Source organism: Actinoplanes derwentensis, from assembly GCF_900104725.1.
GTDB lineage: Bacteria > Actinomycetota > Actinomycetes > Mycobacteriales > Micromonosporaceae > Actinoplanes > Actinoplanes derwentensis.
Window position 1 is genome coordinate 3,186,454 of sequence record NZ_LT629758.1, and the last position, 13,833, is coordinate 3,200,286.

8 protein-coding genes are annotated in these 13,833 nt (G+C 69.3%); 3 read left to right on the plus strand and 5 right to left on the minus strand.

Features of this window, described 5'->3' with window-relative positions; all coding sequences use genetic code 11:
- Positions 1-61: 61 nt before the first annotated feature.
- The 4 genes from BLU81_RS14015 to BLU81_RS14030 form a co-directional block, all read right to left on the minus strand.
- Positions 62-1,741, minus strand: a complete 1,680-nt coding sequence (locus BLU81_RS14015) for a cellulose binding domain-containing protein (RefSeq protein ID WP_092544931.1) — start codon at positions 1,739-1,741, stop codon at positions 62-64.
- Between the two features lie 164 nt (positions 1,742-1,905).
- Positions 1,906-3,249 (minus strand): endo-1,4-beta-xylanase, encoded by a 1,344-nt coding sequence (locus BLU81_RS14020; protein WP_092544934.1) that lies wholly within the window; start codon positions 3,247-3,249, stop codon positions 1,906-1,908.
- A 29-nt stretch (positions 3,250-3,278) separates the two neighbouring features.
- Positions 3,279-4,676 carry a non-reducing end alpha-L-arabinofuranosidase family hydrolase gene (locus BLU81_RS14025; protein ID WP_172890546.1) on the minus strand — a complete coding sequence of 466 codons (1,398 nt, stop codon included), beginning with the start codon at positions 4,674-4,676 and terminating at the stop codon, positions 3,279-3,281.
- Positions 4,677-4,953: 277 nt separating this feature from the next.
- Positions 4,954-6,429, minus strand: coding sequence for a non-reducing end alpha-L-arabinofuranosidase family hydrolase (locus BLU81_RS14030; RefSeq protein ID WP_092544936.1), 1,476 nt, complete (start codon positions 6,427-6,429; stop codon positions 4,954-4,956).
- 294 nt (positions 6,430-6,723) lie between these two features.
- Here BLU81_RS14030 and BLU81_RS14035 point away from each other — a divergent pair, with 294 nt between their 5' ends.
- The 3 genes from BLU81_RS14035 to BLU81_RS14045 all read left to right on the plus strand — a co-directional run bounded on the left by BLU81_RS14035 (position 6,724) and on the right by BLU81_RS14045 (position 8,977).
- On the plus strand, positions 6,724-8,079 hold the full coding sequence (locus tag BLU81_RS14035; protein WP_157751554.1) for a sigma-70 family RNA polymerase sigma factor: 1,356 nt from the start codon (positions 6,724-6,726) through the stop codon (positions 8,077-8,079).
- A 161-nt stretch (positions 8,080-8,240) separates the two neighbouring features.
- Positions 8,241-8,435, plus strand: a complete 195-nt coding sequence (locus BLU81_RS14040; RefSeq protein WP_092544941.1) for a hypothetical protein — start codon at positions 8,241-8,243, stop codon at positions 8,433-8,435.
- 8 nt (positions 8,436-8,443) lie between these two features.
- Positions 8,444-8,977, plus strand: coding sequence for an HAD family hydrolase (locus BLU81_RS14045; protein ID WP_231954509.1), 534 nt, complete (start codon positions 8,444-8,446; stop codon positions 8,975-8,977).
- A 6-nt stretch (positions 8,978-8,983) separates the two neighbouring features.
- Here the strand turns inward: BLU81_RS14045 and BLU81_RS14050 are convergent, their stop codons facing one another.
- Positions 8,984-13,810 carry a diguanylate cyclase gene (locus BLU81_RS14050; protein ID WP_092544943.1) on the minus strand — a complete coding sequence of 1,609 codons (4,827 nt, stop codon included), beginning with the start codon at positions 13,808-13,810 and terminating at the stop codon, positions 8,984-8,986.
- Positions 13,811-13,833: the final 23 nt, after the last annotated feature.

A 13,833-nucleotide genomic window follows, 5' to 3' on the forward strand; every position in this document is an offset into this window, starting at 1 on the left:
TGGGCATCAGGCTGGGAGTCACCGGAATCGATCCGGTGCCGGAGGGGAGCTGGCCCGGATCTCAGAGCGTCAGTACGACAGTGGAGATGCTGCGGGCCGGGACGTCGACGGTGACCTGGCTGCCGTTGACGCTTGTCGTCTGGGCGGCCGCGTTCGCGGTTCGCGAGGTGAGGTAATGCTCGGCCCGGGTGAGGTTCTGCGGCGCCTGGAGAACCGCGCCACCGACGGCGCTGGACGACCGGTTGAGCAGCACCAGCGTGATCTTCCCGCCACCCTGATAGGCGGTTACCTCCAGCGGCGACGCCTTGTTGCTCTTGGTCAGGGCGATCCGCTGGTAACCGGGGCGGACGTACTTCGAGAACTGGGCGAACGCGTACCCGCGTTTGAGCGGAGCCCCGGCGGTGGTGCCGTAGACGGACTCGCCGTCTCCGATGAACGAGTAGTAGCGCTTGCCGTACCACCAGATGTAGGCGCTCCAGTTGGACTCCATCGACTTGTGCACGGTGCGCATGATGTCGTCGAGGGTCTCGTTCCAGACCGTCTGGTTGGCCGGGTCGCCCCAGATGTTGGAGCCGCTGCCGTCGGCCGCGTGCAGGTTCCATTCGGTCATCCACACCGGCTTGCCGTGCTGGGCGGCGAGGGAGTACGGGCCGAGCCGCCCGGAGGCCTCGGTGCCGTAGAGGTGACCGCCGATGTAGCCGATGTTGCCGCGGGCGGTCGTGTCGTTGAGGGCCGGGTCGGTGTAGCCGTAGTTCAGGTTCACCGCCTCGGCGACCATCAGCTTGGTGTTCTGCACCTTGGCGCCCTGATCACGGACGAAGTCCCGCAGTTCGGTGCCGCTCCAGTCCATCGAGTCGTAGTCGGGGTGCCAGTCCGGCTCGTTCTGGACCGAGGTGACGTCGACGGGCACACCCTGGCCACGCATGTACTGGACGTAGCTGTTGAGGTGACCGGCGTAGTCGTCGTAGTAGTCGGTCTTGAGTTTGCCGCCGTTGATCCGGCTGTTGTTGGTCTTCCACGCCGCCGGTGCGGTCCACGGCGAGGCGAGGATCTTGACCCCGGAGCCGTACGACTTCGCCGTCTTCAGGGCGTTGACCTGGGTTCCCCACTCGCCGGAGACCGGGGAGACACCGGTCCGCACGATCGACAGACCGAGCTGGCCGGCCCCGAGTCCCACCAGTGTCTGCGTCTCGGCCGTCGACCAGGCGCTGCCCCAGATCGACACCGCGGCCCCGAACCCGTCGACCGTCTGGTACTTGGTCGCGGTGTTCACCGTGATGTCCGCCGCCGCCGAGGGCCCGGTACTGGGAGTGGTGCTGGGAGAACCGCTGGGACTCGGTGTGGTGCCGCCGGTGCAGGCCACCCCGTTGACGGCGAAATTCACCGGCGCCGGGTTGCTGCCGGTCCACGAGCCGTTGAAGCCGAACGAGGCGGTTCCGCCGGTCGCGATCGCGGCGTTGTACTCGACGTTCCTGGCGGTGACCGCGGTCCCGGTCTGGGGCACCGTCGCGTTCCACGCCTGCGTGACGGTCTGCCCCGCGCCGTAGGACCAGGTCAGGTTCCAGCCGGTGAGCGGGTCACCGAGGTTGGTGATCGTCACGTCGGCGCCGAAGCCGCCCTGCCACTGCGACGACACGGTGTATTTCACCGCGCAACCGGCGGCCGCGGCACCGGCCGGCAAGGCCACGGCGACGGCCGCCGCGGCCACGGCGACGGTGCCGGCCGAGATGAGTCTTCTCATGAGATCGCTCCTGGTGTGGTGACAGCGAACCGGTTGACGGCGACGGCTCCACCGAGGGCCCGGGTGGTGGCTAACAGGACTGTGCTGAGCACGGGGCGACTCCCCGGGAGCGTTCCGGCGGCCCCGGCCGCAAACCGGGCCGGGGCCGCCGAACCGGTGTGGACTCAGCCGGCCGTGCAGGTCGGCGTCGCGGTGGGTCCGGTGCCGGTGCCCTGGAAACCGAACTCGGTGAAACCGCCGGCCGCGATCTGGCCGTTGTAGCTGACGTTGCGGAACGTCACCTGGCCGCTGGTGCCGGAGTTGGTGGCGTTCCAGGTGCTGGTCACCGCACCGCCGGACGGCACGGTCACCGCCACGGACCAGTTGCTGACGGCGCTCGATCCGGCGCTGACCCGGACGGTCGCGGTGTATCCGCCGTTCCACGAGTTCAGGGTCACCTGGGCGGCGCAGCCACCGGGTACCGGCGGGTTCGAGGTGGACGGCGAGGGTGACGGCGAACCCGGTGTGGTCGGGCCGCCCGCGTTCAGGGCGTTCAGCACCGACGTGTAAGCGGCCTTCTTGTTGCCGCTGTTGTCGAACAGCAGCGGATTCTCCCCGGTCCGCCAGGAGTCCGAGTCGCGCACACCCCAGACCGTGATGCCGGTGCACCGGGCCACGGCCAGGCAGGCCCGGGTCACCGCGGCGAAGATGTTCGCCTGGTTGCCGCCCTGCGCCACGTCCAGTTCGGTGATCTGCACGTCCACGCCGAGGTCGGCGAATCGCTGGATGTTCTGCTGATAGGTGGAGTCCAGCGTGGTACCCAGGTGCGACTGGAGGCCGACACAGTCGATCGGCACTCCCCGGGACTTGAAGTCGCGGACCATGTTGTAGATGCCCGTCGACTTCGCGTTGACGCCGTCGGTGTTGTAGTCGTTGTAGCAGAGTTTGGCCCCGGGGTCGGCGGCCCGGGCGGCGCGGAACGCGGCTTCGATCCAGTCGTTGCCGGTGCGCTGCAGGTTGGAGTCGCGCCGGCCACCGCTGCCGCCGTCGGCGAACGCCTCGTTCACCACGTCCCAGGCATAGATCTTGCCGCGGAAATGCGTCGCCACTTGCGTCACGTGGTTGATCGCGGCGTTGCGCAAGGCGGATCCGGACATTCCCTGCGCCCAGGACGGCTGCTGCTGGTGCCAGAGCAGGGCGTGCCCGCGTACGGACATGCCCTGGCTCTGGGCGTGGCTGACCAGGCGGTCACCGTTGGTGTAGTTGAACCGGCCCTGCTGGGGTTCGGTGGCGTCCCATTTCATGTCGTTCTCGGCGACCAGCGAGTTGAACTCACGGTTGACGATCGTCATGTAGGCGGTGTCGGAGAACCGGTTGGCGCCGGTCGCGACGCCGAAGTAGCGGCCGGTCTGTGCGGCCGAGGCGCCGAGGGTGGTGGCCGCCTCGGCGGAGCCGACCACGGCGATGCTGGCCGCGGCCACGACGCTCGCGACGGCTGTCGCGAGCAGCGCTCTTCTGGGGATGGGCATGATGAGCGGACCTTTCGGGGGAGGGAATGTCAACGGCGCAGGGTCAGGAGCCCCGGCCGGTACGGCAGCAGGCCGTAATCACCACCGGAGCTCGGGGAACGGCCCTGGTAGAGAAGCTGCAGGTTGCAGGGGTCGACGGTCATGGTCTGATCCGCGCTGACCCGGATCAGCTCGCCGTGGCTGATGTCGTTGGTCCAGGTGGCACCACTGTTGGCCTTGCCCGCGAACGGGTTGCTCTCGGTGGCCGCCTGCGGGGTCCACGTACCGCCGAGGCTGCTCGCGGTGAACGACCGGAAGTAGCGTCCCTGCCCGCCGATCGCCTCGACGATCATCAGGTACTGGTTCTGACCGGCCACCTTGTAGACCTGCACGGCCTCGAACAGGTTGTTGGTGGTGTCACTCATGACCACCGTCGACGTGCTGCCGAAGTTGCCCGGGAAGTTCCCGATCGGCATGCTCGCCCGGTAGATCTTGCCGTTGTCCCCGGCGAAGAACAGGTACATGTTCTGACCGTCCCCGATCACCGCCTGGTCGATCGGACCGGTGCCGGAACCGGTGATACTGCCGGAGAACAGTGTCTGCGGTGCCGACCACCCGTTCGGATTCGTCGGATCGCTGGAGGTCCGGTAGGAGAACGCCGGACCGCCCCATTGGTAGGCGAGTACCCAGATGTTCTTCGGCGCGAAGTAGAACAGTGACGGTGCCACCGTTCCGGACGACATCGCGTTCTGGCTGGCCGAGGCCATCTCGGACCAGTTGGTGAACAGGCCGAAGTTCATCGACCCCCAGGACGTCCCGGTGTCGTGGGTGGTGGCATAGACCAACTGCCGGCCGTTGTACGGGACGGTCGTGAAGTCCTTCAGCGAAACCCAGCCCGACCGGGGTGTGGCCAGCGAACCCGTCGACGTCCAACGGTAGGACGACGGCAGGGCGCAGCCGCCGGGCGGCGTGGACGGGCTGGTCGACGGGGAAGGCGAGGCCGGGGGTGGGGGTGAGGAGGACGGGGGTGTGGTGCCGCCGGTACAGGCGACCCCGTTGAGGTTGAAGGCGGCCGGGGCCGGGTTGCCGCCGGTCCACGAGCCGTTGAAGCCGAACGAGGCGGTCCCGTTGGTCGCGATCGCGGCGTTGTACTCGACGTTCTTCGCGGTCACGGCCGATCCGCTCTGGGTCAGTGTGGTGTTCCAGGCCTGGGTCACCTGCTGACCTGCGGGGTAGGACCAGGTCAGGGTCCAGCCGTTGACGGGATCACCGAGATTCGTGACCGTCACGCTGGCGCCGAAGCCGCCCTGCCACTGTGACGACACCGCGTAGTTCACCGAACAGCCCGCCGCCGCGGAAGCCGGTGCCGCCATCACGACCGCCGCGGATCCGAGCAGCACCGCGCTGCCCAGCGCGGCGCCGATCCTGGCTCCTTTTAATTTGCGCATGATCTTCTCCGGGGATTGGGTATGGCGACGGATTCGACCGCGGGGAACGATCGTTTCGCCGGTGTTAACAGCCGCCTTTTCGCATGCTACGGGAGCGCTCCCAGTCGCTCAATGAATCGTCCGGCGACTAAATCGACCCGGGCCGCGTAACAGTTTCTCGCCGACGTTTTCCGCCCGCTGAACGGCAGTCAGGCGCGGGTGACGCCGCCGGCGTCGGCGGCTGTGGACGCCACGAGCCGCCCAGCGGACGGCTGGGCGGCTCGCGGTCGTGCCGGGGTCAGCGCTGCAGGGTCAGCACACCCGGGCGGTACGGCAGCAGGCCATAGTCACCACCGGAGCTGGGGGAACGGCCCTGGTAGAGCAGCTGCAGGTTGCAGGGGTCGACGGTCATGGTCTGGTCGGCGTTGCTGCGGATAAGTTCGCCGTGGCTGATGTCGTTGGTCCAGGTGGCGCCACTGTTGGCCTTGCCCGCGAACGGGTTGCTCTCGGTGGCCGCCTGCGGGGTCCACGTACCGGCAAGGTTTGTCGCAGTGAAGGAACGGAAGTAGCGGCCGTTGCCACCGATCGCCTCGACGATCATCAGATACTGGTTCTGACCGGCCACCTTGTAGACCTGCACCGCCTCGAACAGATTGTTGGTGCTGTCGCTCATGATCGTGGTGTAGGACGAGCCGAAGTTGCCCGGGAAGTTCCCGATCGGCATGCTCGCCCGGTAGATCCTGCCGTTGTCCCCGGCGAAGAACAGGTACATGTTCTGGCCGTCCCCGATGATCGCCTGGTCGATCGGGCCGGTGCCGGAGCCGGTGATGCTGCCGGTGAACAGTGTCTGCGGCGCCGACCAGCTGTTGACGTTGGTGGGGTCGGTCGACGTGCGGTAGGAGAACGCCGGGCCGCCCCACTGGTAGGTCAGCACCCAGACGTTCTTCGGCGCGAAGTAGAACAGCGACGGTGCGACCGCGGCGAACGGCATCGCGTTCTGACTCGCCGAGCCCATCTCGGACCAGTTGGTGAACAGGCCGAAGTTCATCGAACCCCACGAGGTCCCGGTGTCGTGGGTGGTGGCATAGACCAACTGCCGGCCGTTGTACGGGGCGTGGGTGAAGTCCTTGAGCGAGACCCACCCGGACCTGGGGTTGGCCAGTGAACCGCTCGACGACCAGCGGTAGTTGGACGGGAGGGTGCAGGCGCCCGGTGTGGTCGGCGTGGTGCCGTCGACTCGCGCGAGCTGCCACTGCTGGTTGGCGCCGTTCCAGTCGGCGTACTGCACGACGTTGGCGCCGTCGGCCGTCGATCCGCCCTGCACCTCGACGGCTCTGCCGCTGTTGCGGTTGATCAGCTGGATGTAGCCGTCGATGTCCTGAATGGCGAACTGCTGACTGGTCGCGTTGCTGTCGGCCCACTGGACGATGGCGCCACCGTCGGCAGTCGAGCGGTTCTGCACGTCGAGGACCTTGCCGGAATGCTTCGACCGGAGCCGGTAGTAGCCGTCGCCCGAATCGGTGAACTGCCACTGCTGCTGGGCCTGGTCGTTACGGGTCCACTGGGTGATGCGGGCACCGTCGCCGGTGGCCAGGTTGTAGACGTCGAGGGCCCGGCTGCTGTTGCGGTTGACCAGCACGTACCAGGCATTGGTGTCGATCGTCGCGGCAGCGGCCGGGGAAGCGGTGAGCACCGCCGTGACGCCGGCGACGACCACGGTGAACACCGCGATCAGAGCCGCGAAACGGCGAGAGAGGGGAATGGGGAACGGCATGGGTGCTCCTTGCTCGTGGGGATACCCGCAGGTCGGGGAAAACCGCGGTGTTAGCGATAACAGAACGGCACCGACAAGACCGGATATTGCCAGAGTATTTCCGGCCCATCAAGTGTCAGAAGTCGATTTATATTCTGATTTCAGAACCAATTAATTACAGGACGAGCGGCCGTACGCCACCACATCGAAATCCACCGTCACCCACAATTATGGGCGTGTATTAAACGTTTACCGCCGGTAACATCGTGCTCGTCGAAGGGGAGGCGTGAGTTGTCGGCAGGGGGTGGCGAGTCCGTGAGCCACGCACGTCTGGGAGACCACGGCCGGCACGACGGCGTAACAGAAAGCAGCGCCGAACTGACGGATCTGGTGGTCGCGGCCCGGCACGGCGACCGGGCCGCCGCAGCGAGACTGATGGCCGGGCACCTGCCGATGCTCTACCGGATCGTGGGGCGGGCACTCGACGGTCACGCCGATGTCGACGACGTCGTTCAGGAGACGGTGCTGCGGGCCCACCGGGACCTGCCGTCCCTGCGGGCGCCGGAGAGTTTCCGATCGTGGCTGGTCGCCATCGCGATGCGCCAGATCAGCAGCCGCCTGCGATCGTGGCAGCAGGACCGGGACCGGACCTCGACACTGGAGGACGCCGCCCGGATCCCCGACCCGGACGCCGAGTTCGCCGACGTCACCCTGCTGCGGCTGGGCCTGTCGGCACAGCGGCGGCAGGTCTCCCGGGCGGCCGGCTGGCTCGACCCCGACGATCAGGAACTGGCCGCACTGTGGTGGCAGGAGCTGACCGGCGGCCGGACCCGGGCCGAGCTGGCGGCGGCACTCGGCATCGGCGCGGCCCACGCCCGCGTCCGGATCCAGCGCATGCGCAACCAGCTCGAACTCTGCCGCCGCCTGGTGGCCGCCCTGGAGGCCGAGCCGCCGTGCCCAGAGCTGGAAGCCCTCACCGACGGCTGGAACGGCCTGCCCTCACCCCGATGGCGCAAACGGTTCGCCCGGCACCTGCGCGGCTGCGACCGTTGCGGGCCGGCGCGCCCGGTACTCGTACCGCTGGAACGTCTTCTGCTCGTTGGGTCGTCGGCCTTGCCGCCCCCGCCGGACGTCGCCGCACCGGTGTCCGCGGGCTGGCTCGCCGGGGCGAAGGTGGCGGCCGTCGTCACGGTCGGCGCGGTGATCTCCGCCGGGGTGCTGACGGCACAGCCGGACGTCTCCGTCGGCGAGCCGGTCGCCGCGGCCTCCGCCGGGAGCCGGGTGGTGATCCGTTCGGCGGCCCGCCCGGACGCCGTCGTCGACCTCGACGGCGACCGGCTCGCGGTGATGACCGGCACCCGCGGTGTCACGCTGACGATGGTCCCCGGCTTCACCGACCCGCGGTGCTACTCGCTGCGGTCCGCGGACGGGCGGTACGTCCGGCACGCCTCGTTCCGGATCGTGCTGGCCGGTGAGGAGGACAGCCGGCTGTTCCACGAGGACGCCACCTTCTGCATCGTGCCGGGCGCGGCTCCCGGCACAATCCGGCTGGCCTCGGCGAACTATCCGGACCGGTTCGTGCACGCACCGGACCGCCAGTTGCTCCTCGACCCCGGCGAGCCCGCCGCCGAATACCTCGAGGACTCCACGTTCACTCTGCTCACCGCATGATCGGAACCCGTCGACGGGCGCGGCGGGGCCGCTCCGTCGTGACTGTCGGGTTGCCGACAGAGGGCTGTGGTGAACATCGGTGGAGGGCTGCCGACAGAGAGGTCAAGGTCCGTTTCGCAGAGAGGTTCGTCATGACAAGCAGTCGTACAAGGCCCGGCCTGATGACGCTGCGTACCACCGTGATTCTCACCATCTCGCTCGTCGCCGGCAGCGTGGTGGGTGGTTTGACGTACGTGTCCGGCGAGAACGTCCCGAAGTCGCTGCTCGCCGGCCTGGCCACGGTGCCCGCCGGTGTCGCGTTCCTGCACTCGATCATCCAGGCCGGCGCGGCGCGCGGCGGTGAGGGTGAGGCCTAGGTTCGGCGGTGGATCAGGCCGGCGGCGACCGGTTCGACGGTGACCGGCAGGATGGGTGGATGGCGGAACAACCGATGGCCGTGTTCGACGTGGACGGGGTGGTCGCTGATGTGCGGCACCGGCTGCGGCATGTCGCGCGGCGGCCGAAGAACTGGATCGCGTTCTTCGCGGCCGCCGACCGGGATCCGGCGCTGGCCGACGGCGTCGAGCTGGTCCGGAAGTATGCGGCCGATCATCGGGTCGTCTGGCTGACCGGGCGGCCGGAGCGGCTGCGGCCGGTCACCGAGCGATGGTTCGCCGAGCAGGGGCTGCCGGCCGGGCGGCTGTTGATGCGGCCCGACCACGATCGGCGGCCGGCGCGGGACTACAAGCTCGGGCAGCTGCGCGGCCTGTCGAAGGACGGGATCGTCGCGGTGGTGGTCGATGACGATCCGGCGGTGGTGAAGCGGCTGACGGCGGAGGGCTTCCCGGTGCGGCTGGCCGACTGGGTGGGATATGAGGATTCGCTGCGCCGGGCCCAGGAGCGCGACGGGCGTACCTGATCGGCCTCAATGTCGTGCGACGCGGTCCCGGCCGCCGTTCTTGGCGTCGTAGAGAGCGGTGTCGGCGGCTTTCAGCAGGAACTCGGGCAGGGCGTCCGGCCGGGGCACCTCCGCGGCGACCCCGATACTGACGGTGACCCGGCCGGAAAGTGACCCGGAGTGTTCGATGTCGAGGGCGGCGACCGTGAAGCGGACCCGTTCAGCGGCGACCACCGCCGCGTCCAGATCGGTGTCGGCCATGACGATGCAGAACTCCTCGCCACCGTAGCGGGCGGCGATGTCGGTCGAGCGGATGTTCGCGCCGATCGTCGCGGCCACCCGGCGCAGGCATTCGTCACCGGCTTGATGGCCGTACTCGTCGTTGTATCTCTTGAAATGGTCGACGTCGAGCATCGCGATCGCCAGCGGCAGCCCGGACCGCAGGCGCCGCCGCCATTCGGTCTCCAGAGAATCCTCGAGGTGCCGGCGGTTGAACAGGCCGGTGAGGGCGTCGGTGACGGTGAGGACCTCGAGCTGATGGTTGGCGTGTTCCAGGGCTTCGGTACGTTCGGCGACCTTGCGTTCCAGTGAGGCGTACAGCAGCGCGTTGTCGATGGCCACGGTCAACTGCCCGGCGATGAGCTGGACGGCTTCCAGGCGGCTGACCGTGAACGCGCCCCGGGCCAGGCTGTTCTCCAGGACCAGCATCGCCCGCTGGGTGCCGTGACTGATGATCGGCACGATCAGCAATGAGCTGCGCTGATGGGTGTCGACGTAGCGTTCCCTGGTGCACAGTTCGTGGCTGGTCACGTCGTCGATGGTCAGGGGTTCGCCGGTGCGCTGGGCGTACCGGACGGCGGCCAGCGGGAGCAGCCCGCGGGCGCCTGCTTCGGCGAGGGAGATCGGCACCCCGCCGGGGTCGGGCAGCAGCCAGTCGCCGGTGGTCTCGTCGGGGACGGCCATCAGCACCCGGTCGGCGCCGGCCAGCGCGCCGAGGACGTCACCGACCCGCTCCCGCAGCCGCGTCAGATCGGTCTCACCACTGAGAGCCTGCCCGGCTCGTACGACCGCCAGCAGGTCCAGTGAGTCCGCGCGCGATGACGAGGCCGTCGCCGTACGGTCCACGTCGGCGACGGCCGGCCAGTCGGCGGCCAACCGGGCGGCGACGCCGGTGGCGCCCCACCGGGTCAGGGTCCGCCAGCATTCGGCGCGCAGGTGGAGAGCGAGCAGCGGAGCGCCGTGGGCGGTGTGGAACTCGGCGGCCCGGCCGGCGATGACCGCCCGGTGCCAGGGGCGTTCCACCTGGTTGACCGCTTCCCGGGCCGCGTCGTATCCCGCGATGGCCGCCGCGAGGTCACCGACGGCCCAGGCCCGCTCCGCGTCGAGCAGATGCGCCAGATGAAGGGTGTTCTCCGGGATCTGAGCCGCCCGTGCCGACATCCAGGCCCGCTGACGGTCGAGTTCGGCGAGCAAGCCGGGTGAGGGGGAGTCTGATCTCCGGAGCCGTTCGGCGCAATCGATGCCGAGCAGCAGCCCGGACAGCACTTTGACGTAGTTGACCTCGGCGTAGTCCTCCACTTTCCGGGCCCCGGCGATGGCGTCGGCGACGAGTGCCAGGTCACCGGTGATCAGGCCGAGGACACCGCGGACGATTTGGTGGAAGCCGACCGCGGTGGGGTTGGGTGCCATCTCCGTCAGGTACGTCGTGTGCCGGAAACTGCTGTCGTCCAGGCCGGATTCCGTCTGTCCGCAGAGGGCGCGCACGATCTGCCGGTACGGCAGCAGCATGGTGGCGATGTGGTCGTTACCGGTCCGGGAGGCGAAGCTGATCGCGTCGTCGATCACCGTGCGGAAACCCTCGATGGTGGGGGTGCAGTCCAGCGCGTTCGGCGCGGTGACGTAGAAGGTGAAGGCCGCGTTGAGCTGCTCTCCGGCCCGGATCAGCCCTTCCCGGGCCAGCCTGGCCTGCCGCAGGCTCTGTTCGAGGGGCTGTACCCAATGGCCGCAGGTCAAGGCGAACAGGAATCGGCACTGTGAGGTGTCGGGTTCCCAGCCGCGGTCCTCGCTGACCGCCAGCACCCGCCCGAGCGCCTGGTTGGCGGCCGCGTGGTCGTCGCGCATCGGGATGATGACGAAGCCGATGTGGGCGAGCGGGCCGACCAGTGCCGCGCTCGGCCCGTGCGCGGCCCACATCCCGGCGGCCCGCCCGACCATCCAGGCCATCACCGGAATCTGCCCGGAGAAGAAAGCGGGAGGGATGGTCCGGTTGAAGATCCGGGCCTGGGCTCGCAGCAGCGGATCGGTGGGTTCGGGCCGGCGCATCTCCTCCTCCACGGTGCTGCCGGCGAGCCATCGGTACAGGCCGTCGATGCCGTCGTCGATCTCGGCGTCGAGCCGTTCGGGTGTGGGCAGGCCGAGTCCGAGCCCGCGCAATGCCGTGAGGCCGAGCGTGACGGCGTCGTGCGGGCGCAGCCGGATGGTGAGGCTGGCGATCTGCAGGCACACCGAGTCGGCGTTGGCCAGCGGTTCGGGCCGGTGCCGCGACAACCACGCGAAGGCATCGTCGGCCTCGTCCAGGCGGCCGAGGGTGTAGAGCACGGCGTGGTGTTCGGCGACCAGATCGGCGAGGGTCTCGGTGTCGGTGGCATCCACCAAGGACTGGGCCGCGCGCAGGTACCGTTCTCGCAGCACCTGGTTGCTGGAGAGCCGGGCCCCGCCGGCCGCTTCCCAATACAACAGGGCGACCCGGGCCCGTTCGGCGCCGTCCTCGAATGCGGCGTCCGCGGCCAGGTACTGCTCGGCGGCGAGTCCGGCCAGGCCGGGCTCCGCCAGAAGCCGCCGGGCGACCGGCAGGTGCAGGGCGGCGGCTCCGCGGGCGAAGGCGGCCTGCTGGATCCGGTCGTGCCGGAAGCGCAGGGTCTCGTCCTCCCGGCTCATCACGAGCAGGCCGTCCTCCAGGGCCGGTTGCAGGTCCGCCTCGACGTCGGTGCCGGGCCGGGCCGCGGCGGCCACGAGGACCCGCAGGCCGACCTCGCCGCCGAGACAGGCCATGATCGTCAGGAGTTCGCCGGTCGTTGCGGGCAGCCGGTCGATGCGGGCGGTGAGCACGTCCAGCACGTCGCCGTCGCGGACGTGACCGCGCAGTTCCGCCGGGTCCCAGTGCCAGCCGTGTTCGTCGCAGAGCAGGATGCCGTCGGTGCGCAGAGCGTTGATCAGTTCGACCGTGTCGAACGGGTTGCCGTGCGCCCGCGTGTCGATCTCCACGGCGAGGCGCTGCGCCTGCTGCGGCTCCAGCCGCAGGATGTCGCCGACGAGCACACACTGGTCGACCGGCCGCAAGTTCTCCAGCCGCAGTTGCCGCGGTGCCAGGGTGGAGTTCTCCCAGCGGGAGAACATCGCCGCCAGCGGGTGGGTCTGGTCGACCTCGGCCTGCCGGTAGGCGCCCACCAACAGGACTCCGCGCAGCCCGGCGTCCAGGAGCAGGGCGTCGATCAGATCGATGGTCGGCGCACCGGCCCATTGCAGGTCGTCGACGACGATGACGACCGGCTGGGCCGGGTGCGCGACGACCCGCAACAGTTCCAGGGCGGTCTGGACAAGGCGGGGCTGGGTCTTGGCCGGGTCGGCGAGGGAGTGTTCCGGCTCCACGTCGAGCAGTGCCTGGAACTGCGGCAACTGGGCGGCGAGGATGCCGGCGTTGACGCCGAGGGCGCGCAGCAGGTCCGCGCGGACGGTGCTGAGCGTCTGTTCGGGTTCGGCGAGCAGGAACCGGGCGATCCCGCCGAGGGCCTGCCACATCGCGTCGGCTCCGGTGTCGCGGCGGTACTGGTCGAACTTCCCGCTGACCAGCCAGCCGCCGCCGACGGTCGCCACCGTACGCAGTTCGTCGATCAGGGCGGTCTTGCCGACCCCGGGCGCGCCGCTGACCAGCACACCGCGGGCCCGGCCGACGAGGCATTCGTCGAACGCCGTGTGCAGGGCCGCGATCTCGGTCTCCCGGCCGACCAGCCGGGACGGCGGGGCGATCCGCTGCGGGAAGTCCCGCTCGCCCAAAGGAAAGGCGGAGAGGTCACCGTCGCGGATGCGGCGCAGGTCGTGCAATACACCGTCGGCGCTCTGGTACCGCTGGTCGGGTTCCTTGGCGAGCAGCCGCATGACGACGTCGGCGAGCACCGCAGGGACCGCGGGTTCGACCTGGTCCGGGCGGGCCGGGACGCGGGCCAGGTGGTCGTGCAGGAGTTCGAGCGGGTCCCGGTCCGCCGAGCCGAACGGTGGCCGGCCGGTGAGCAGCTCGTACATCGTGGTGCCGAGGCCGTAGAGGTCGGCGCGCTGGTCGACCAGCCGCCCGGTCCGGCCGGTCTGTTCCGGCGCCAGGTAGGGCAGGGTGCCGGCGATCTCGTTCTCGTGGACGAAGCCCGGCTGTTCCTGGGCGAATGTGCTGGCGATGTCGAAATCGATCAGGACGGGACGGCCGGACCGGTCGATCAGGATGTTGTCCGGGTTGATGTCCTTGTGGACGACTCCGCGCCGGTGCACCTCGGCGACGATCTCGATGAGCTGGGTCATCAGGGTGATCGCCGGTTCGACGGCGAGCGGCATCGGCCGGGCCCGGAGGGTGACGCCGCCGACGTCCACCATCGCGACGGTGTCCACGCCGACCGGTTCGTCGGTCGTCTGGGACACCCCGGCCACGCCGGCGAGGCGTTCCAGTAGTGCCTTCTCCTGGGCCGCCCGGCGGGCCGCGCCCGGACCGGAGAGCACCTTGCGGATCGTGGTGGTCCGGTCGTCGTTCCACCGGCGTTGCACCGAGGTACGTGCCGTCCGGTACAGCTCGTCGGTGGTCGCTGCCTGCACAGCAGGAGCGTAACCAGGCCGGA

Excerpts from the sequence above, each read along its gene's own strand:
- BLU81_RS14030 (WP_092544936.1), bottom strand. The coding sequence starts at position 6,429 with ATGCCGTTCCCCATTCCCCTCTCTCGCCGTTTCGCGGCTCTGATCGCG.
- BLU81_RS14025 (WP_172890546.1), bottom strand. The coding sequence starts at position 4,676 with ATGCGCAAATTAAAAGGAGCCAGGATCGGCGCCGCGCTGGGCAGCGCG.
- BLU81_RS14040 (WP_092544941.1), top strand. The coding sequence starts at position 8,241 with ATGACGCTGCGTACCACCGTGATTCTCACCATCTCGCTCGTCGCCGGC.
- BLU81_RS14020 (WP_092544934.1), bottom strand. The coding sequence starts at position 3,249 with ATGCCCATCCCCAGAAGAGCGCTGCTCGCGACAGCCGTCGCGAGCGTC.
- BLU81_RS14015 (WP_092544931.1), bottom strand. The coding sequence starts at position 1,741 with ATGAGAAGACTCATCTCGGCCGGCACCGTCGCCGTGGCCGCGGCGGCC.